We start from the raw sequence: 18996 nt of genomic DNA, 5'->3' as shown, positions 1-18996 counted from the left end.
CGGTACCGGGCATCGGTATTACCTTCGCCCCTCCCTCGATCGAATCCAGATAGTGCCCCCAATACTGCGGATTCTTCGAAATCAATAGGCAAATCGCGTATTGCTCCGCGAATAACTAATGCCCCACAAAATGTAGGCCTCACCAAGGGGCTGGACGCGAGACATCACAAACTACGGGGCTTCGCAGGAGGTCGCAGCAATTTCGATTGCGTTAGGTCCTTGACATCCAAATTCCCGCTCTTGTCCTTATCCAGTCTGTCAAACTCCGCTTCCATGAACCGCATCCACTGTTGGTTAGAGATTTTGCCGTTCTTGTCGGTATCCATAAGGAGCAGCAACTGCATCACCTCGGGCTCTCCGAGAGCCAGCTTATCCTGCGGCTTCGGAACTGCTGCTTTTTGTGCGACCAAAGGTCCTAGCATGGCAAAAGTAGCGACCACCACTGCGAGGACCACGATGACCAATACGACGTTCGTCGATTTTGACATGATTGACTCCAATCTCCGGGTGCCGTCCAGTTTCGGCCCACGCAGCGCGAGTCACAGGTTTTGTCCGCTCCAACACTTCTGCTCCCGCGTCGGAACAATCGTAACGCGGGCGTCTTGTCACTTTGTAGTGCACGTGAAACGGAGTTACTGAGATGGTCCGCCGCTTGAACTTCACCGTAGGGTGGAAGATCTTGTAGGCAGGTTCAAGGAGGATCATCGATATGCAGATTCGTTCGGTAGGGATTGACCTTGGCAAGACGACCTTTCACCTGGTGGCGCTCGGCGATAACGGCAAGGTGCTGCTGAAGAAGAAGTTCACCCAGAAGCAGCTGATCACGTTCACGGCGAACCTGCAGAGCTCGCTGATCGGCTTGGAGGCATGTGCCGGAGCGCACTTTCTTGGTCGTGCTCTGCGTGAACAGGGCCATGACGTGAAGCTCATTCCGGCTCAGTTCGTGAGGCCATTTGTGAAGTCCAACAAGAACGACTTCCTGGATGCAGAAGCTATCGCGGAGGCTGTCGATCGACAGAACATGCGTTTCGTGCCGATCAAGACAGATGACCAGCTCGATCTGCAGGCGCTGCATCGTGTGCGCGACCGCTTGATCACACGACGAACGTCCGTGATCAACCAGTTGCGTGCCTTCCTGCTGGAGCGCGGCCTAGTGTTCGCGAAGAGCCCGGCCAAGCTGCGCGAGCGTATGCCTGAGATCCTTGAGAACGCCGAAGAAGATCTCACTCCGCGGATGCGTAACCTGCTCGCTCTGCTTTGGAACGAGTGGAAGGATCTTGAGCAGCAGGTGGTCGATCTGAACCATGAAGTGGAGCTGATCGCTTCCAGTGATGCGGCATGCCTACGGCTCAGGCAGATCCCAGGCATCGGCCCTTTGGTCGCAACAGCGATCGTGGCTTCGATCGGCAACGGCGCTGCGTTCCACAAGGGGCGAGAGTTCGCCGCCTGGATGGGACTGGTGCCGAAGCAGTACTCAACTGGCGGCAAAGCAAAGCTCTACGGCATCAGTAAGCGAGGCAATCGCTACTTACGCAAGATCCTCATCCATGGAGCACGCGCCGTGGTCTTACGCTGCAAGCGAGAGCGGATTCCCATGGGAGCGTGGATGACGGCTCTTGAAACGAGAGCCCCACGCAACGTGCTCATCGTCGCGGCAGCCAACAAGCTCGCGCGGATCGCATGGGCGGTGCTATCGAGTGGCCAGGACTATCGGGCAGTTCAAGAGCCAGCTGCTGCGTAGGCAAGAGTAACCATCAAGATCAAGTTCTCCCACCGAGGTCTGCACCGGACAAGTAAGGATGAAAGAACAGTCAAAACGGCGCACCTGAAGCCTGTTTGCTCAAATGGCCCTTACACGGCCGAGGGGTTTCGAAGGACAGGTACGCGGCGTATCTCATCATGGCCAGGAGACACCTCTCCACACAACAGGTCGGATACATTGACGCAGACTTTCTTCATCCACCAACTTTTCCCTTGCAGTCAGACGGCGGACCATACATTTGGGAAACTACAATGACCGGTATCGGTGGCGGCCGTGGCGTATCCGTTGCGGACGGCGGCTGCCATGAAATGAATCCAGGGTGCTCCTGAAAAGCCCCCGTTGCCAACCTCGAGAAACCTGTGGTTCCAGTTGGAGGTGGGCATCCAGACCTCGAACCCAATGACGGAGTCGGGGACGGACGAGATGGTTCCGGTGACGCGGCAGAAGGGCGGAAGCTCCTTGAGCGGAGGGCCGGGGTTTGGTTGTCGAGAGAAGAGGATCGCCCTGCTCGACGCGCGCGAGGGTGATGGTTGTGTTGGGGAGCTTGAGAGTGCTTAGGCTCTCGCATGTGGCTGCGAAGATTTGAGGAGCGGCGAGAAGAAAAATGGAGAGAGCAGTGTAGCGAGCAGCTCGCACACTTACAGCGAGTGACGTCGGCATGGAGTTCACCAATGCGGAGGATTCTAGCACCGGGAAGTATGTCGATGCGGAGCGGTAATCGAAAGAGGCTGCCGGAGTGGCAGCCTCTTGTATTTATGGACGTGCGCGAATCGTTACTTGTAGCTCTTGGCGGCGGCGAAGCGCTTGTTGACAGAACTCGGAGCAACGATCTGACAGGCGAGTTCGCTGAGTGCTATGCCTTGTGGCTGCTGAAAAAGTCGGTGCCGCTTTCGGGCGTTGCGGCTTGAAGCCGGGCATGCACTAGCCGAGCGCTTAAAGCGATTAGATGATCGCGAATCTTCCGAGGCTCCGGGCGAATCACGGTAGGACTCTATCGGAACCACTCCAGCTGCACATGATCCATCGCGAGACGGCCTCTTCGGAAGCGGTTCGGATAGAGCCGTAAGGAGGAAGCCGATGGTGGGGTCGGGGCAGGATGTTTGGGGCTATGGGTTTTCCATCGCGCTGATTATTGGAGTGGCTGATGAGAAGCGATGCAGATAGCGAACCGGCGGATTGGAGAGTGCGCATGCGATAGGCATGCAGGCGACAGAGTATGGTTGGTCGCCCTGGCAAGATGGCCTTGTTCCGAGGCGTGGAACACACGTCCAGGGAGCATCGCCAGAGGCAAGTGCAAGGGTCCGGTTAAACATGAGGTCAGGACGTGTCATAGGCACCTACAGGTCGAGTTTCGGCGAAGAAGATCTGAGCGGCAGTAAGTCGCTCGATGAGATACATGGGGCCTTGGCAGCGAGGGCACGGCCATGTGGCTGGCTGCGTGGAGGAGGGTGCATCTGTTGCCGACGGTGGCTGGCGGAGCAGGCAGCGGCAGCGCGGAAGCAGACTTCCACGGGAGCGGTTGGCCAGCCAGCCGAAGTAGCGGATGCGAGGGAAGCCTCTGGGCAGCACATGCTGTAGGAAACGGCGCAGGAACTCCTGCGCCGAGAGCGTCATGGTGCGATGCTTACTGCCATGCGCGTAGTCCTTCCAGCGGAAGGTGATCGCGGCATCTGAGACCGAAAGCAGACGGTGGGTTGGCAGTCCATTCCAAGTGATCGAGGCGGCTTGCTGCACCCCAGCAGCCAGCGAGCCATCGTTGCACGAAGAGTTGACGACGCTTCTCTCGCAATATGACGTGAACGCCGCAGCGGCCAGCGTCAAGGTTTACGCCGTAAAGCCAGTCAAGACTGCTCATACGGCTTGCTGTGACCCGACCTGCTGCGCTCCAACGGCGGCACAGTGACCATCGCCCTTCAAACCGACGCCGGATTGCAGGCTCAGCTGGAACTGGCCCGGCAGGTTCAGCTGCGCTTACTTCCGGACCGGCGCTGCTGCTTTAGCGACTGGGAGGTAGCGTTTTCCTACGAATCCGCTGGATTTGTAAGCGGCGACTATGTCGATTTGATTCCAGCGGGGTCTGATGCCTTCTATTTTGCTCTCGGCGATGTGTCGGGCAAAGGAGTGGCAGCGTCGATGCTGATGTCTCATTTGCATGCCACGCTGCGGACATTGCTGCCTTCAAACAAGACGATTGATGAAGTAGTGACCACCGCGAGTAGCACCTTTTGTCAAAGCGCACTTCCTGCTCAATTTGCGACATTAGTGCTGGGCAAAGCAGATCGCAGCGGGAATGTGGAGTTGGTCAACGCAGGTCACAATCCAGTCCTACTTGTCGAAGGCGCTGAAGTTGAGGTCATTGCGGCTGCGAGCCTTCCTCTCGGAATGTTTTGCTCGACCGATTTTACGAGCGTCAGGCGAAGTGTTAGCCCAGAGAGCACGCTGTTCCTGTATTCGGACGGGATTACAGAATCGACCGATGAAGCCGGAAACGAGTTTGACCTGAACCGTCTCGCCGAAACGCTCCTTCAATCTAGAAACCGGCTCCCATCTGAGCTGGTGGAAACAATCCAAGGCACCATCATTGGCTTTACCAATGGTGCGCAACCAAGCGATGACCGCACAATGCTTGCGCTTCGCTGGTCACCGAAAGGAATTTGAACGATGCCACATTACAACGTCTTGTTCCTCTGCACAGGAAATTCCGCACGTTCCATCATGGCCGAGGCAATCATGAACCGGAAAGGGCTGCCGACCTCCATGCTGGGAGAGCAGCAAACCGCCTGATTTTCAACCTTGGCGTATGCGTTTAGGTCCGCCCCGCTATCCACGATCTCGACGTGCTGAAATCCTGCTGCGAGCAACCCTGCGCGGTAGTCGTCTATGAGGATGGCTCCTGCGATGCAGCCGACATACGCCGCCATGCTTTGAGCAACGTCTTCCGGCAACTCGTGCTTCAGTGCAATATCACTGAGGGCGACTCGGCCACCTGGCTTCAAGACGCGCGCGATCTCGCGGAAGACTGCAGGCTTGTCCGGCGCCAGATTCACCACGCAGTTCGAAATGACGCAATCAACTGATGCATCCGGAAGCGGAATCTGGTCGATGGTGGACTGGTAGAACTCCACATTGGTGTAGCCGCCCTGCTGCGCGTTCTCACGCGAGCGCTCGATCATTGCGGTGGTCATATCGATGCCGATCGCGCGGCCCTCTGGCCCAACCATTTTCGACGCTAGAAAAACGTCAAGACCGCCGCCTGAGCCAAGATCGACCACAACTTCTCCGGCTCTCAGGTGGGCTGTAGCTGTGGGATTGCCGCATGAGAGACCCATATTGGCCCCTGCCGGAATTGAAGTGAGCTCTTCTGCGCTGTAGCCAAAGGCTTCCGCAACCGCCTTCACACCCGCGTTATCGTTCGATAATGTGCTCTCCGCGACCGCGCCGTACTTCGACTTCACCGAATCCAATAGCTGCTCTGACATATATCCTCCAAACATTCGCTTAGGCGACTATATGTCTTGCTTTCGCATACGTCAAGGCGTATACATAAATATATGGCAGCGAAGCAGACCTTTAACGTGGAACGGTTCTTTCAGGCTCTTGGGGACAACACTCGGCTCCGGATACTGAATCTCATTGGCGACCAGGAGATTTGTGTTTGCTATTTTGTTGAGATCCTGGGCGGCCCTCAACCGAAGATCTCGCGTCACCTGGCTTACCTCCGCAGCGCCGGTATCGTCGCGGTGCGTCGGGAAGGGAAGTGGATGCATTATCGGATCGTCATGCCTCCGCATACCGGAGCGGCACAAATCCTGCGGCAGACGCTCGGCTGGTTGAAAGAAGAGAAGGCAATGCAGGCAGACAGGGCGCGGCTCACGAAAGCCTGCTGCTCTCCGGCGAAGTACGCCTTGCTCGAAGGCGCTCCGTTACCCACAACGATCCAAGAAGCATCCTGCGAGGCGTGCTAATGTCCACCGCCCCGATTACTCAGGGCCACGTCTGTGCCCCTGCCGCTCGGAAGAAGCTCTCGTTTCTCGACCGATTTCTGACGCTCTGGATCTTTCTGGCTATGGCGATAGGCGTTGCCATCGGCCACTTCATTCCATCGTCTGCAGGCTTCGTCAACCACTTTCAGACTGGGACAACAAACATCCCTATCGCCATCGGCCTCATCATCATGATGTTTCCGCCTCTGGCGAAGGTGCGATACGAAAAGCTGGGAGAAGTATTCCGCAACAAACGCGTTCTCGGGCTGTCGCTCGTGCAGAATTGGCTTATTGGTCCGATGTTGATGTTCCTCCTGGCCATAGTTTTCCTCAGCGGCGAGCCCGCCTATATGCGTGGGCTGATCCTGATCGGCATAGCCCGCTGCATCGCAATGGTGCTGGTCTGGAATGAACTCGCGGAAGGCGACACGGATTACGTTGCTGGGCTCGTTGCCATCAACAGCGTCTTTCAGGTGCTCTTCTACAGCCTCTATGCCTGGGTCTTCCTGACGGTCCTGCCGAAATGGTTCGGGCTTGAGGGAAGCATCGTTCCCATCGGGATCGGCCAGATTGCGAAGAGTGTGGGACTTTATCTGGGGGTGCCGTTTGTCGCTGGCTTCATCACTCGTTACGTTCTAATCCGCGCGAACGGCGAGGAGTGGTATCGGACTCGCTTCATTCCTCGCATCAGCCCTCTGACCCTCGTCGCACTGCTGTTCACGATTCTCGTCATGTTTTCCCTCAAGGGCGATTTAATCGTGCGACTCCCGCTGGATGTGGTTAAGATAGCGATCCCGCTCGTGATTTACTTCCTCATCATGTTCCTGGTCAGCTTTTGGATGGGCAAGAAGCTGGGCGCGGACTACGCGCAATCGGCAACGCTATCCTTCACAGCTGCGGGCAACAATTTCGAGCTGGCGATAGCGGTAGCAGTGGCCGTCTTCGGATTGAAATCTGGCGAGGCCTTCGTCGGCGTTGTCGGGCCGCTGATCGAAGTTCCGGCACTCATTGGGCTCGTCAATGTGGCGTTCTGGATGAGGCGGCGGTATTTCAGCTCAGAGATGAAGGAGTTCCAAGTCCATCCGGTCGAGGACGCGCCGTAGCAACATGCTGCGGCGGGTACGCTCTCATATAATCGGTGGATACAGCATCGTTAGCGGGAATCGGGAAGTTCAGTTCGGTACATTCTTCTGTGGCTCATACAGTCCAAACTCATTCCAGCAGTGTGAACATAGCCTGCTCCCCGCCTACGAACGCGGCACGCCAAGTAGCGTGGCTGCAGGTCGTCACGCTGGCATGGATGTTGATCGAGTGCGGGGTGTCTGTCTATGGAGCCATCTCATCACATAGCCCCGCGCTGCTGGCATTCGGCGCCGATAGCTTAGTAGAATTGCTGTCTGCAACCGTGGTTCTGCTAGCGATTGTTCCGTCGTTTCCGCTCGCAAGAGACCGTGCCGCACGGCTGACTGGAATCCTGCTTTTTGTCCTTGCAGGAGTAGTGGCGCTGGTGACGTTTCTTGCTTTCGTGTCTGGCGTCACTGCAGAGACAAGCTGTAGTGGCATAGTCATCACACTTGCCGCCCTTGTCGTAATGCCCGTTCTGGCCTGGGCAAAGCGTAAAACTGCACGGCTTACAAACAACCGAGCCTTGGCTGCTGACGCGGTGCAGTCAGCGACCTGTGCCTACCTGGCCGCTGTGACTTTGGCGGGACTAGCCATCAATGCCATTTGGCACATCCACTGGGTGGATTCAGCCGCGGCGCTCCTTGCGTTGCCCATCCTGGTCATCGAGGGACGGCGCGCTTTACGCGGTGAGAGCTGTGGTTGCTGCTGAAATCCGCGATAGTAGTACCGACTCTAAGATTTTGCAGCCGGTATCGAGTCCACCGTGATGTCGTTCCATCGGCCTTTCCTTTGATCTATCAGGCAGCAGTGTAGGATTGCTGGTGGGTTCTAAAGGATGTTTACGGCCCGCGCCGCCAGCAAAGCTACAGTCGCAAACGAGATGAGCGCCTGAACCATCATCAGAATCTTGGCCCAGGACGACAGAACGGGAGAGTCCGTGGGCGAGAATGCAGTGCTGGTGTTGAAAGCAAGAAACAGATAATCCACGAAACCCGGACTCCAGCATTGCTCACCCATGTCACGTTTGGCCTGCCGGTTAAGCGTCATCTGCGGAAACAGAAAGGCTCCGTCCGCGTGGCCGCGCAACTCACGGGCGCGGGGGCCGCCTGCATCGAGCCGCCAGTACCATGATGCGAAGACGAGGATGTTCGTGATCCACAAGGCAGATGCGGAGCGCAACAGGTCCTGTGGCGATTCTTTATGTAATGGTAGCGCCGCCAAGAGCAGGCCAAGTGACCAAATCATGTCGATGGTCACGATTGATGTTAATACGTACCCCAGAATCTTATTGAGATTATCCAATCCGCGTCGCCGTGCCCACACCGTGGGAATCATCAGCACTCCGACAAGGGTGATGAGGAGCCAGTCAGGGCCTACCGACAGAGATTCCGGAAGAGCCAGGCGCAATCCGCCCACGGCCAGGAGAGCGAGCATTGCGGGCCAGCGTGGCTCTAAACGATTGGGGGCATTCATGAGTGTTTCCATCATGCAATGCCGGCTGTTTGGACGCAATGAATTAGCGGATACCGAGAGCAATCAAAACTCTCTTCATGACCTATCAAAAATCGACTGTACATAAGCTGCGAGATGATTCGCCGCGGCAACGGATTCCGCGACCTCGCGTCAAAGCAGGCCGTCGAACACGCCATCATGGCTGGACGTGGCAATGTCGATCTCCTGCTGACGCCGGAACAGTATGCACGGCTGGCGAGGTAGAGATGGTCGATTCTGCGATCAATTGGCTGTTTGTCGATCTCAACTCCTATTTCGCCTCGATCGAACAGGAACTTTGCCCCGATCTGCGCGGCCAGCCCATCGCCATCGTGCCCATTCGTGTTGAAGCCCAGACGGGCTGCTGTATAGCTGTCAGCTACCAGGCCAAGGCTTATGGCGTCAAAACCGGCTCGGCTTGTGATTCGTTTGGCATGGCAGCACTTTGAGGAGAGGCTGTCGGTTAAGGCCGGGAGCCCTTGAATGAGGATCTCCACGATCCGCCGCGCCTTGACGGGCCAGTCATCGGCGCTGCCCGCGCTGGAGACCCCATAGATAGAATTTGTGATGGACAATGAACCTTCAAAGACCCAAATCCGCGAGGGCCATCTTAGCCGCGTGAAATCCACACATCCCATGAACTCCGCCTCCCGGGGGAGTAGATGCTCCGCATAAGTAGAGACCGGAACGCGAAGTGCGATACAGCGAAGGTGTGGGACGAAAGAGTAGTTGGCGGACGTTCATCGCTCCGCCCAAAATGTCGCCCCCTACCAAGTTCGGATTCCAACTTTCCAAAGCCTTAGGTGAAGAAACGGAGCGAGACAAAATGCAGTCGCGGAACCCGGGAGCGTAGCGGACGATCTGACGCTCGATAGATTCTACATAATCTTCGGTGCTGCCATTAGGAACATGGCAGTAGGCCCACGCGGTATGTTGGCCGGCTGGAGCCCGGCTGGAATCGAAAAGTGAAGGCTGGCCGAGAAGAACGAATGGTTTGTTAGTGGAAAGGGTTCTCTCAGCATGGGCAATCTCTTCGAGAGAGCCTCCGATGTGAACAGTAGCGGCACGCTGGCATTCGCGGGCAGTCCAAGGAATTGGTGCACTCAATGCATAGTCGATCTTGAAAGCACCAGCCCCATAACGAAATCTCTTTAATTGATTTCGATAATCACCGGACAGGTGGGAACCAGCAATGCGAAGGAGCTGACGAGGAGTGATGTCTGCGAGCACGAGGTCAGACAAAGGCAGGTCGGTTACGTCATGACCGTTTTCAACTCGACCACCGAGATTTTCAAAATGCCGGACAAGGGCATCTGTAAGAGTCTGTGCACCACCATGCACGATGGGCCAACCTTTCGTATGCCCTGCAGCTATCATCGTCAAGCCAACAGCAGCTGACGCGGTGGTTTCAAGCGGGAGGATGGAGTGGGTTGAAACACCGGCAAAAAGCGCTTGGGCTCGCTTTCCGGCAAAGTGAGACCGGGCCAAAGACAGCGCCGGCAATAGAGCAGACAAGCCGAACCGCGCAAGCTGGATCGGACCTCGGTCCGCTTCATTCCATGAGTGGTGTGCTGGTTTTCCACCACATACTCTGGGTCGATGGGTTTGGTGAAGCTGGGCCATCCAGAATGACTCTCGAACTTATCCGTGGAGGCAAATAAAGGTTCTCCTGACACAACGTCGACGTAAATACCAGGTTCCTTATTGTCCCAATACTCATTCTCGAATGGCCGTTCAGTGCCATCACGCTGCGTCACCCGGTATTGTTCTGGGGACAACATAGATATGGCGTCTGGATTTTTGCGGTACTCTGGCATATCTCATCTCCTGACTTTCCAATTGTGACGTTCTCACCCTTCGTTGACGGCTCTGAAGATCGATCGTCGCATCAAGCAAACTGATTTACTAAACAGATGTAACCCGTCTCCGGAGCCTGAAAAAGGAATGGCGGCAATCGAGATGATTGTCCCATCCCTCCTTAGCTGCTAATTGCGGCCTGCCATTACGCCGCCATCCACCGGCAAGATGGTACCAGTAATCCACGCACTCTCATCGGACGCTAGGAAGAGGATTGCGCCGGCGACATCCCCAGGTTGCCCGATACGCCCCAATGGGTGGAAGGCATTGAAAGTAGGAAGAACTTTCGGCACCTCGTCCTTCGAGAGAAACGTAGAGTAGATTGGGGTCTCAACCACCGCCGGAGCAACCGCGTTGACCCTGATCTTGTCAGCTGCCAATTCGAGGGCCAGATTGTGCACGAGGGCATGAACGCCTGCATTAGCTACTGAATAGGCAGAGGACGGGGTTGCACCGATGGCCTGAAGAGCCCATAGAGAACCGGTCTGAACGATCGCACCGCCACCGCGCTTCTTCATCGCCTTCGCGGCTGCCTGTGCCATGAAGAATTTGCCCTTCAGAATCGTGTTGAGGAAGCCATCATACTGCTCTTCGGTAACCTCGGAGAACGGTATCGGCTTGAAGATCCCAGCATTGTTTATGAGAACATCCAAGCCCCCAAACTCTCTCTCGGCGAGATCTACGAGAGCAACTCCGGTTGCAGGCTTGCCGATATCTCCAGCGAGGACGCGGACCGCGCCGGGATCTTCCGAGACCTCTTTGGCGGCGGCATGAAGTTTTGCCTCATCTCGTCCGCCGAGAACGACCGATGCGCCGTGGGCGACAAGGCGCTTAGCCGCCTCTTTCCCGATACCAGAACTGCCGCCAGTAACGATTGCTACTTTTCCCTTGAAATGCATGGAATCCTTCCTGTTGTTGTAATGCGTTAGCGGAGTGAAGACTGCTTGCCAGACTCAGGTCTTGCAAGCCAGCCGACAATGTGTTCTACACGCGATCGCGCAGAAATGTGGGCAGTGATGTAGCGGCGCTCAGAGAATCAGCCAGCGTCCATATCGAAGCGCCGAGCAATGTGAAATCTTTGATCAGGAACTCGCCTACATCGCCCGACAGGGCAGGAAAGCCGCCTAGACTCGGTTCCCAACCTGGAGTCGTAATGATGAAAGACAGTGTGGTGAGAAACATACAGATTGCTCCTACGCTCCCGACCGCAGATGCTTTAGGAAACCAGCGGCGAAGAGCGATGAGGATCGCAATTGTCATCTCCACTGCGCCGATGATTTCCGTGAAATGGTGAACTGTCCAGATGCTGTATCCCCAACTCAGCAATGGACTGTGTGCAATCAGTGGTTCGATACCTTTTGCTTCGTATTCTGTGACTTTCATGGCCGCAATCCAGCCAATCGCAATCACCAAGCCGAAGCGAAGAAAAAAGAACCCAAGGCGTTCAATTTGTGCCACTCTTCGAGTCTTGGTGCTGTGAAACATCGTTGATGAGTCGTTCATCGTAATTCCTCTTCTCTCTTTTCTTGGCGCCCACAGGAGCGAGGCCAAGCGAAATTGTTATTAGCATTCAATGCCGGCCTGGCAAAGATTCCGCCAAGACGCTGCGGGCGTACTCAGTCGGACCGATCAGTTCCTCAGAAACTCTGAGTCAATCTCAACCTCTGAGACATGGTCGAAGTAATTGCTGATCGTCTTGAGCCCGACGCCCACGAGAACTTCAAGTAGCTGGTCTTTGGAGTATCCTGCCGCGATGAATGCGTCAATCGTCGTCCTCGGAGCATATCCACGCTGCGAGACCAACTGTCTTGTGAGGTCGACCAAAGCATTTAGTTTGGGATCGGACAGTGGTCTGTCATTCTCGATCGCAACGATCGCATCGCCTGGTACGTTAGTAAAGAACCTTGCGAGCGCGCTGTGCGATGTTGTGCAGTACTTGCAAGCATTTTCCTTGCTAGCGGCCAAGAGAACAATTTGCTGTTCTCCGGGAGTTAGGGTGCCGTGCTGGAAACCGAGATCAGCATTGAGGTATACCCTTAGTGCTGAAGGCGAGTGAGCCATGGTTGCGATTAGGTTGGGCACGAATCCGAAGTATCGATGAGCCTGTTCTAGCAAAGTCCTCGATGCCAGAGGAGCGTCATGCATAAAAAGCGGAGGGAAAAGCGGGGCTTCTGTTGTGTTCATACGAGTGGTTCCTTCAAATCTTTCTATAGTGGGTGCGAATCCATTGGTTGCTGTCTTGCTCTGTTATGATTCGTCCGCTCACGTCTCATTGCGAGCCCGGCTCCGGTGAATCCATAAGGGAATAAACAATCACTCAGAGGTCGATAGCTACACTCCGGCCATGGTCTGACCGCCGCTCAATGATTCGTTGTTCGCGATCAAGGCTTGAGCAGCAACGCGTAACGCGTTCCTTCAGCTCGGGATGACGCGCTAGATGTTCCTTCGCAAACGGGCACACGATGCGGAGACGAGACGAATCACGGGAGGCCAATTGAACAGCCTCTTCTACGAGCTTTCCTCCAATGCCCATGTGTTGCAGCGATGGTGGGACCTCGGTGTGCCAGATCGTCATCTGGTTTTTGTCGTCGATGGAGTAGCTTAGAAAGGCGACGGAGTCTCCCACGCGTTCTTCGAGACGGTGTATTCTCACCTTATTCCGAGTCCTGGTTTTGATTAAGGCTTCCACTTCGTCGATCGTCATCACATAGTCCTCTTTTCTTCGAACGTAGGTGCTTCTCTCGCGAGAAGCATCCTGGGAATGGGTCGAAGAGTCTGTTTTCTGCCCTCATAGGTTCGTTCCTCGCTCCTGTGCTCGGTGTTGCTGCGACAGGATGCCGCCGAAACACTCCAATCGCTAACGCAAAAGGTCGAGAGCGCGGAATACTTGTAGGCTAATCATCAAATCGGCCAAATTGGCTGACCTTCAGAACAGCCGGAGGCCTGACTTTTTCTATAGGAGCGCTGTTCCGCTATCTATTCGAGTTCCAAGAAGCCACGTCGAAAGCCGATGGTCACGGCGTGGGTCCGGTCATTTGCCTGGAGCTTTTCGACGATGTTCCTGATGTGGAAATTGACCGTCGTTTCGGAAATTCCTAAGCGTGGGCCGATCTGTTTGTTCCGATAGCCATCTCGGATCAGCCTCAGGACTGAGATCTCCCGTGGAGAAAGATCTTCCTGTCCTAGATGTTCTGCGATCGTGCGCGCTACCTCGGAAGGGATGTGTCTACGGCCTTCAGAGACCCAACGGATCACGCGCAGTGGTCCTCACACATGCGCAGATAACTGCTCGGGCTGCAAGGGAACCAAAGCTCCTGATTGAGAAGCTTTCGGTGGAAGTTGACACGTTGGGGCGCTCGGTCGAGCGGGCGCCGCCTGGCGATTCCGGCAGACGGCTCCCGATTTGATCACGGGCTCGTGAAAATACCACTCCTACGACGAGCTGTTAAGCCAATTTAAAATCATCGAGAACAGATGGATAGCTGAACGTGACTAGGACGGAGCATCCTGTCTTCGTCGTATGGGGACCGTGAATGGTATTTGGCTTGATATTGAATTCCGTGCCCTTCGGATGCGAGATGCCTTCGTTTATGAAGTCACCGTCAAGGACGTACGACGTTTCGGTTGTTCGCTCGTGAAGGTGCCTTGAATTTCGCTCCCTGGCTCCATTCTCAGTAGGGCCACTGCTGGACCCAAGGACTGTTCACTATTTAAGACTTTGAGGGTAACATTCCCTTTGGTGTTTGGAAATGGTGCCGGTATAGCCTCGATCTTCGAGGCTTCGATAGTTTGTGTAAAACTCATAACATTCTCCATTCTTTTTGTCTCTCGTACTCCATTGCTAACGCAAAAGGTCGAGAGCGCGGAATACTTGTAGGTTAATCATCAAATCGGACAAATTGGCTGACCTTCAGAACAGCCGGAGGCCTGAATTTTTCTATAGGGGCGTTGTTCTGTTGTCTATTCGAGTTCCAAGAGGCCACGTCGAAATCCGATGGTCACGGCGTGGGTCCGGTCATTTGCCTGGAGCTTTTCGACGATGTTCCTGATATGGAAATTGACCGTCGTTTCGCAAATTCCTAAGTGTGGGCCGATCTGTTTGTTCCGATAGCCATCTCGGATCAGCCTCAGGACTGAGATCTCCCGTGGAGAAAGCTCCTCCTGTCCTAGATGTTCTGCGATTGTGCTCGCTATCTCGGAAGGGATGTGTCTACGGCCCTCAGAGACCCAACGGATCACGCGCAGCATCTCTGCTTTTGGGGTGTTCTTCAAAACATAGGCTGCAGCGCCCGCATTGAGTGCACGGCGTACGTCCATATCTTTTTTGGAAGTGGTCAGCATCATCACGATCGCTCGAGGGCTTTCCTTCCGGATCGCAATAAGCGCATCCGTACCACTCGCGCCCGGAAGTCTCTGATCCATAATCGTCACGTCTGGGCGGATGCGACGAAACTGAGAAAGAGCCTCCACCGCGCTCTCCGCCTGACCGACAAGGAACAAATCAGGCTGAGATTGGATGACCATACTCAACCCTTCGCGAAAAATCGGGTTGTTATCGACCAACAATATCCTTACGAGTTTTGGTGGCGGCATATCGCACCTCCTATCAAACAAGCTGTATTTCTCTCAATCGAACGACGGTAAACGACTCTACCGCACACTAAAAACGGCTCTCCTGGAGATCGCGCTCTCGCTCCTCTAATTCGCTGTTTCTATTACGCTGAGCGTTCTCGCTATCGAAGTTAGTGTTATTTGTGATCGGATCTCAGTTTTGCGATCGGTTCAGGAGCTTGTCCAACGTGAATCTGTCAGGCTCACAGAACGCCAGTAAGAATGCTGCAGCGGCCGCCGAGAAGACCGAATAGTCGAAGGGCGTCTTGACGCCAAGACCTGTGGCCATGCCCATAGCAAATGACAAAAGGAGAAGACCGGAGAGGACGGAGGCTATTCGTATTTTGAACCCTGCTATGAGCAATATCCCAAAGAGTGTCTCCGCGATGGTAGCCGCCCATGCAAACAACACCGTCAATGAACCGTGGGAGAGAGACGTCACCGCGCCCGTGTACTCCACGAAATGAGCGAAATTTCCCCAGGATACGTTCTTTGCTCCATATGGCCCCCATAAACCAAAACGATCCGCCACGGCTGATAGAAAGGAAGCTCCAAGCGCAAACCGTGCGAATAGACGGACCATCTCTGTCCCATTCTCGGTGAGTTGTGCGGTTGTTGAATTCATACGTGCCTCCACGTAAGGAATATGGCTTTAGGCAAAATGGTTTCATCGGGGAACATTGCTCGCGTCCGAAGCTAGTGAACGGGAGTGAGAATCGGTGCTCCTTCATTTTTGATAAAAAATACGACGAACTTCGCCGGTTTCGTCTTACTTGTGTTACGGCTTACCGTATGAACGTCTTCAGGTGATTCGTAAAATACCTGTCCGGGACCAAGCCGCTGAAGCATGCCTCCACGAACCTGCATCTCAACCTCCCCTTCAAGAACATAGACAACCGCATGCGCATCATGCCGATGGGCCACGCCGACGGCTCCTGGGGCGTAATCGACAGTAATGACTTCAATCTCTTTACCCGGCGCTTCCGGAAGCCGTTTCGTAAAGAGCGTATTCACCTGCTGGGCATGCGTTGCCGTGGCAAATCCGAAGGTAAAGATAAATACAGAGAGGATGAGCTTCTTCATGTTATGCATCGCTTCTGTCCTTTCGGTGATGTGCTGCGATAACCGGCTTAACCGATCTTGTGTGGCTGATACTCACCTGGGATCTTGCGGAAACCTATCGCAAGTCGATTCCAACCGTTGATCGTGATGATCGCCAATGAGAGGTTGACCAGTTCTTTTTCGCCAAACTCCTTCCGAACTTCGTCATAGACTTCATCCGATGCGTGGCCTTCCGTGATAAGGGTTAGCGCTTCGGCCGATGCGAGAGCCGCGCGTTCGCGGTTGGTAAAGAAGGTCGTTTCTCGCCATGCAGACAACGCGTAGAGACGTTGCTCCGTCTCACCATTCACACGCGCGTCCTTGGAATGCATATCAATGGAGAAGGCACACCCATTGATCTGGGAGGCTCTTATCTTGACCAGTTCTAAGAGAGATACCTCAAGCTTCGATGACTTTGTTACGAAGCCCTCTAATCCGAGCATCGCATGGTAAGCAGCGGGTGAAACCTTCGCCAGTTCCAATCTCATCTTCACGACGTATTCTCCTTCCACAGCTAGGCTATATTGAAATGGAGCAGCCGGAAGGTCCATAATCGTCGGGATGACTAGTCCATGACGGGTGCCTAAACAAGTGCCGAAGATAGAGACATTTCAAGACCTGGTCTTAGAACCAAGGAAGGATGGCCAGGAGATGTGGCGCTGGCTCTATACTGAGCTGCGCTCCGCAATTATTGATGGCAGATTGAAATCTGGAGCACGATTGCCGTCCACGAGAAACCTGGCAGCACAATACAGCCTTGCCCGGGGCACAGTCGTGGCAGCATTCCAGCAGCTTCAGGCTGAGGGATTCGTTTCGTCCGAAGTGAGTGCTGGAACATTTGTCGTACCGGCGTCAGGGTGGGAGATGACCTCTCCGACTAAACAAGGATCTTCTCGGCAGGTACTCTCCAGAGCGACTATAGCAAAGCGCACGCAGAGTTTTCTCAAGACCACATTTTTACAGCCGCCTTCGCATTCCATCGGTAAGGCGTTTCGGGGCTACGAGCCTGCTATTGACCTGTTTCCAGTCGAACTGTGGGCGCGGATTGCGTCGCGGGTTTATCGCAAAGCTCCGCGTTCTTTGTATGGGCAAGGTGATAGAGGTGGTTACCCACCGCTGCGAAGAGCGATCGCGGAATATGTGGGCCAGTCCCGCGGAGTACGTTGTTCTGCTGAACAGATCATCGTTACATCGGGCGCGCAGCAGGCGTTGGACCTCTTGGCGCGAGTGCTTCTCGATCCCGGCGACGAGGTGTGGATGGAAGATCCCGGGTACCCTGGAGCTTCTCAAGCCTTTCAGAACAATGGCGCGAGTGTGATTCCAATTCCAGTTGATGGGAACGGTATAGATGTTGCAAGAGGGATAAGGTCATCTCCCGCCGCCCGTGCGGTGTATGTAACACCTGCCAATCAGTTTCCCCTTGGAACTGTCATGTCAGCAGAGAGACGAGTCGAACTTCTCTCCTGGGCCGCGCGAGCGGGGCATGGATTATCGAAGATGAATACGACGCGGAATACCGCTATTCCGGGAAGCCGCTTGCGTCACTGCACAGCCTCGATAGATCTGGATCGGTCATTTATGTTGGAACATTTACGAAGATGCTCTTCAACGCTCTTCGCATTGGGTTCATCGTTGTTCCGGATCGGATCGGCGAAGCGTTTAGAATCGCACGAAGCTTCATCGATCGCCATGCTCCGACGTTAGATCAGGCTGTGCTGACGGAATTCATCAACGAAGGTCACTTCGGCCGCCACGTTAGAAAGATGAGACATATCTACTCAGACCGTTCGAAACTGCTTACGGAAGAAGCGAATAGGCGTCTTTCCGGTTTGCTCGATGTGGAGAACGCGCAATCTGGGATGTGCACCGTGGCCTGGATCAGGACAAATGTCACAGAAATGGCGGTAACACGACGGGCGGAACAGCTGGGATTGGAAGTAGTTCCAATCTCCTCATTTGTCAACAAGTACGAGCAGAAACCCGCGTTGTTTCTGGGCTTCGCAGGGTGTAATGAAAGTGAGATAAAGAGGGGCGTGTCGGTTTTGGAAGCTGTACTCTCTCGATGAGTCCATACCAACGTACGCTCCAAATGTATTGCACTTTCATTTCCTCCAAGGAATGTGCAAAGAGCTGTTTCAGTAAGACTCTGCATGCGCCGGCAAAGACAATCCTGAGAAAACAATTCGTTTCATTTGATGGCGGGACAACAAATCTGCCGCCGCACGCATCCCACGGATCGGTCGTTGGCTCCTCGCCAGTATTAGAGCCAGCCGCGTCCTTCGAACGATTTTCCTGAGTGACTAATGTCCCTAGAAGTGGCATTACACAATCGCAGGAAGACTGGAGATGGATACGGTCAAATCTGATTGATGCCATGAGCAGCACCGTGTTGCTGCATGCAACCAAACTACAGAAATAGCAGCCGAGGAGTTGAAATGAGTAGTTCTAACGATACGATCAACACCGTAGTGGTCTATCACTCTGGCTATGGTCACACAAAGCGCATGGCAGAGGCCGTTGCAGACGGTGCAGGAGCGGTGCTCTTCGCGATAGACGCCGACGGTGTTCTGCCCGAAGCCGGGTGGAGCGCTCTCGACGCCGCAGACGCGATCATTTTCGGGGCACCCACATATATATGGGCGGACCAAGCTGGCAATTCAAGAAGTTCGCCGATGAAACTTTGAGGGCCTGGTTCGAACTCCGTTGGAAGGACAAGGTATTTGGCGGCTTCACAAACAGCGCAAGCATCAATGGCGACAAGCTCAACACCATTCAATACTTCTTGCTCCTTGCAGGTCAACACGGAGGATTGTGGGTTTCACTTGCAATCAAGCCGGCTAACTTCAAAGCCTCAAAGCGCGACGATCTCAACAGGATGGGATCCTATATTGCGCCGATGGCGCAATCGGATGCCGATGCCAGTCCCGAAGAAATGTCATCCGGCGATCTCGAAACCGGCAGGGCTTACGGTGCGCGGGTTGCGGGGATTGCCCGGCGCCTGGCAGAACCAGCAAGGGCCTAAGAAGCACCTTGCGGTACGAAAGGACAAGCAAGTCTTCTATCGAG

At 54.7% G+C, this 18996-nt stretch carries 26 protein-coding genes and 3 pseudogenes; 13 read left to right on the top strand and 16 right to left on the bottom strand.

The window, feature by feature from the left end; genetic code table 11:
- Positions 1-164: 164 nt before the first annotated feature.
- Positions 165-488, bottom strand: a complete 324-nt coding sequence (locus RBB80_RS21115; RefSeq protein ID WP_433964351.1) for a hypothetical protein — start codon at positions 486-488, stop codon at positions 165-167.
- A gap of 221 nt (positions 489-709) precedes the next feature.
- On the opposite strand from RBB80_RS21115, the gene RBB80_RS21110 reads away from it, so the two are divergent.
- The gene (locus RBB80_RS21110) at positions 710-1741 is read left to right on the top strand and encodes an IS110 family transposase (RefSeq protein ID WP_433964350.1); all 1032 of its coding nucleotides are present in this window, start codon (positions 710-712) and stop codon (positions 1739-1741) included.
- Positions 1742-1980: 239 nt separating this feature from the next.
- Here RBB80_RS21110 and RBB80_RS21105 read toward each other — a convergent pair whose 3' ends face one another.
- A complete protein-coding gene (locus RBB80_RS21105) occupies positions 1981-2145 on the bottom strand; it encodes a tannase/feruloyl esterase family alpha/beta hydrolase (protein ID WP_433964349.1) in 165 nt (54 codons plus the stop codon).
- On the opposite strand from RBB80_RS21105, the gene RBB80_RS21100 reads away from it, so the two are divergent.
- A complete protein-coding gene (locus RBB80_RS21100) occupies positions 2102-2320 on the top strand; it encodes a hypothetical protein (RefSeq protein ID WP_433970082.1) in 219 nt (72 codons plus the stop codon). The genes RBB80_RS21105 and RBB80_RS21100 overlap by 44 nt on opposite strands.
- Before the next feature lie 759 nt (positions 2321-3079).
- Here RBB80_RS21100 and RBB80_RS21095 read toward each other — a convergent pair.
- Positions 3080-3583, bottom strand: coding sequence for a transposase (locus RBB80_RS21095; RefSeq protein WP_433964348.1), 504 nt, complete (start codon positions 3581-3583; stop codon positions 3080-3082).
- A gap of 78 nt (positions 3584-3661) precedes the next feature.
- Between RBB80_RS21095 and RBB80_RS21090 the strand changes: the two genes are divergently transcribed.
- Together RBB80_RS21090 and RBB80_RS21085 are read left to right on the top strand one after the other, a co-directional pair.
- Positions 3662-4420, top strand: coding sequence for a PP2C family protein-serine/threonine phosphatase (locus tag RBB80_RS21090; protein ID WP_433964347.1), 759 nt, complete (start codon positions 3662-3664; stop codon positions 4418-4420).
- Positions 4421-4423: 3 nt separating this feature from the next.
- Positions 4424-4546: a hypothetical protein gene (locus tag RBB80_RS21085; protein ID WP_433964346.1), complete on the top strand. Its 123-nt coding sequence runs from the start codon at positions 4424-4426 to the stop codon at positions 4544-4546.
- Positions 4547-4593: 47 nt separating this feature from the next.
- Here RBB80_RS21085 and arsM read toward each other — a convergent pair.
- A pseudogene (gene arsM / locus RBB80_RS21080) lies at positions 4594-5241 on the bottom strand (arsenite methyltransferase); the annotation flags it as partial.
- Between the two features lie 72 nt (positions 5242-5313).
- Here arsM and RBB80_RS21075 point away from each other — a divergent pair.
- The 3 genes from RBB80_RS21075 to RBB80_RS21065 all read left to right on the top strand — a co-directional run bounded on the left by RBB80_RS21075 (position 5314) and on the right by RBB80_RS21065 (position 7579).
- Complete coding sequence (locus tag RBB80_RS21075) at positions 5314-5727, top strand: ArsR/SmtB family transcription factor (protein ID WP_433964345.1); 414 nt, start codon at positions 5314-5316, stop codon at positions 5725-5727.
- Positions 5727-6848: an ACR3 family arsenite efflux transporter gene (gene arsB / locus RBB80_RS21070; protein ID WP_433964344.1), complete on the top strand. Its 1122-nt coding sequence runs from the start codon at positions 5727-5729 to the stop codon at positions 6846-6848. Before RBB80_RS21075 ends, arsB begins: the two co-directional genes overlap by 1 nt.
- Positions 6849-6970: 122 nt before the next feature.
- Positions 6971-7579, top strand: coding sequence for a cation transporter (locus RBB80_RS21065; RefSeq protein WP_433964343.1), 609 nt, complete (start codon positions 6971-6973; stop codon positions 7577-7579).
- Positions 7580-7698: 119 nt separating this feature from the next.
- Here the strand turns inward: RBB80_RS21065 and RBB80_RS21060 are convergent, their stop codons facing one another.
- On the bottom strand, positions 7699-8343 hold the full coding sequence (locus tag RBB80_RS21060) for a hypothetical protein (protein ID WP_433964342.1): 645 nt from the start codon (positions 8341-8343) through the stop codon (positions 7699-7701).
- 114 nt (positions 8344-8457) lie between these two features.
- On the opposite strand from RBB80_RS21060, the gene RBB80_RS21055 reads away from it, so the two are divergent.
- Positions 8458-8586: a hypothetical protein gene (locus tag RBB80_RS21055; RefSeq protein WP_433964341.1), complete on the top strand. Its 129-nt coding sequence runs from the start codon at positions 8458-8460 to the stop codon at positions 8584-8586.
- Between the two features lie 2 nt (positions 8587-8588).
- On the top strand, positions 8589-8810 hold the full coding sequence (locus tag RBB80_RS21050; RefSeq protein ID WP_433964340.1) for a hypothetical protein: 222 nt from the start codon (positions 8589-8591) through the stop codon (positions 8808-8810).
- 133 nt (positions 8811-8943) lie between these two features.
- On the opposite strand, the gene RBB80_RS21045 is transcribed toward RBB80_RS21050, so the two are convergent.
- From RBB80_RS21045 to RBB80_RS20995, 11 genes and pseudogenes are all read right to left on the bottom strand, one after another.
- The gene (locus tag RBB80_RS21045) at positions 8944-9876 is read right to left on the bottom strand and encodes a phytoene desaturase family protein (RefSeq protein ID WP_433970080.1); all 933 of its coding nucleotides are present in this window, start codon (positions 9874-9876) and stop codon (positions 8944-8946) included.
- A 74-nt stretch (positions 9877-9950) separates the two neighbouring features.
- Positions 9951-10142 (bottom strand): annotated as a pseudogene (locus RBB80_RS21040) (peptide-methionine (R)-S-oxide reductase); the annotation flags it as partial.
- 204 nt (positions 10143-10346) lie between these two features.
- Positions 10347-11117: an SDR family NAD(P)-dependent oxidoreductase gene (locus RBB80_RS21035; protein WP_433964339.1), complete on the bottom strand. Its 771-nt coding sequence runs from the start codon at positions 11115-11117 to the stop codon at positions 10347-10349.
- Between the two features lie 85 nt (positions 11118-11202).
- Entirely contained in the window at positions 11203-11676 is a 474-nt protein-coding gene (locus RBB80_RS21030) for a YkgB family protein (protein WP_433964338.1), read from the bottom strand.
- Positions 11677-11847: 171 nt separating this feature from the next.
- A complete protein-coding gene (locus tag RBB80_RS21025; protein ID WP_433964337.1) occupies positions 11848-12402 on the bottom strand; it encodes a carboxymuconolactone decarboxylase family protein in 555 nt (184 codons plus the stop codon).
- A gap of 133 nt (positions 12403-12535) precedes the next feature.
- Complete coding sequence (locus RBB80_RS21020; protein WP_433964336.1) at positions 12536-12922, bottom strand: GNAT family N-acetyltransferase; 387 nt, start codon at positions 12920-12922, stop codon at positions 12536-12538.
- A gap of 272 nt (positions 12923-13194) precedes the next feature.
- Positions 13195-13473, bottom strand: a complete 279-nt coding sequence (locus RBB80_RS21015) for a response regulator transcription factor (protein ID WP_433964335.1) — start codon at positions 13471-13473, stop codon at positions 13195-13197.
- Between the two features lie 705 nt (positions 13474-14178).
- Positions 14179-14811: a response regulator gene (locus tag RBB80_RS21010; RefSeq protein ID WP_433964334.1), complete on the bottom strand. Its 633-nt coding sequence runs from the start codon at positions 14809-14811 to the stop codon at positions 14179-14181.
- A gap of 172 nt (positions 14812-14983) precedes the next feature.
- The gene (locus RBB80_RS21005; protein ID WP_433964333.1) at positions 14984-15454 is read right to left on the bottom strand and encodes a DoxX protein; all 471 of its coding nucleotides are present in this window, start codon (positions 15452-15454) and stop codon (positions 14984-14986) included.
- Between the two features lie 71 nt (positions 15455-15525).
- Entirely contained in the window at positions 15526-15912 is a 387-nt protein-coding gene (locus RBB80_RS21000; RefSeq protein ID WP_433964332.1) for a cupin domain-containing protein, read from the bottom strand.
- Between the two features lie 47 nt (positions 15913-15959).
- The gene (locus tag RBB80_RS20995) at positions 15960-16418 is read right to left on the bottom strand and encodes a carboxymuconolactone decarboxylase family protein (RefSeq protein WP_433969801.1); all 459 of its coding nucleotides are present in this window, start codon (positions 16416-16418) and stop codon (positions 15960-15962) included.
- Positions 16419-16581: 163 nt separating this feature from the next.
- Between RBB80_RS20995 and RBB80_RS20990 the strand changes: the two are divergent.
- From RBB80_RS20990 to RBB80_RS20975, 4 genes and pseudogenes are all read left to right on the top strand, one after another.
- Positions 16582-17346 (top strand): annotated as a pseudogene (locus RBB80_RS20990) (PLP-dependent aminotransferase family protein); the annotation flags it as partial.
- Positions 17301-17996: a PLP-dependent aminotransferase family protein gene (locus tag RBB80_RS20985; protein WP_433969800.1), complete on the top strand. Its 696-nt coding sequence runs from the start codon at positions 17301-17303 to the stop codon at positions 17994-17996. The pseudogene RBB80_RS20990 and the gene RBB80_RS20985, both read left to right, overlap by 46 nt.
- A 369-nt stretch (positions 17997-18365) precedes the next feature.
- Entirely contained in the window at positions 18366-18614 is a 249-nt protein-coding gene (locus tag RBB80_RS20980) for a flavodoxin domain-containing protein (protein WP_433964331.1), read from the top strand.
- Entirely contained in the window at positions 18566-18952 is a 387-nt protein-coding gene (locus RBB80_RS20975; RefSeq protein ID WP_433964330.1) for a flavodoxin family protein, read from the top strand. Before RBB80_RS20980 ends, RBB80_RS20975 begins: the two co-directional genes overlap by 49 nt.
- Positions 18953-18996: the final 44 nt, after the last annotated feature.

The organism is Tunturiibacter gelidiferens, from assembly GCF_051013345.1.
GTDB classification, from domain to species: Bacteria; Acidobacteriota; Terriglobia; order Terriglobales; family Acidobacteriaceae; genus Edaphobacter; species Edaphobacter gelidiferens_A.
Note: the sequence above shows the minus strand (reverse complement) of the source record. Positions and strands in the feature narration are given on the sequence as shown.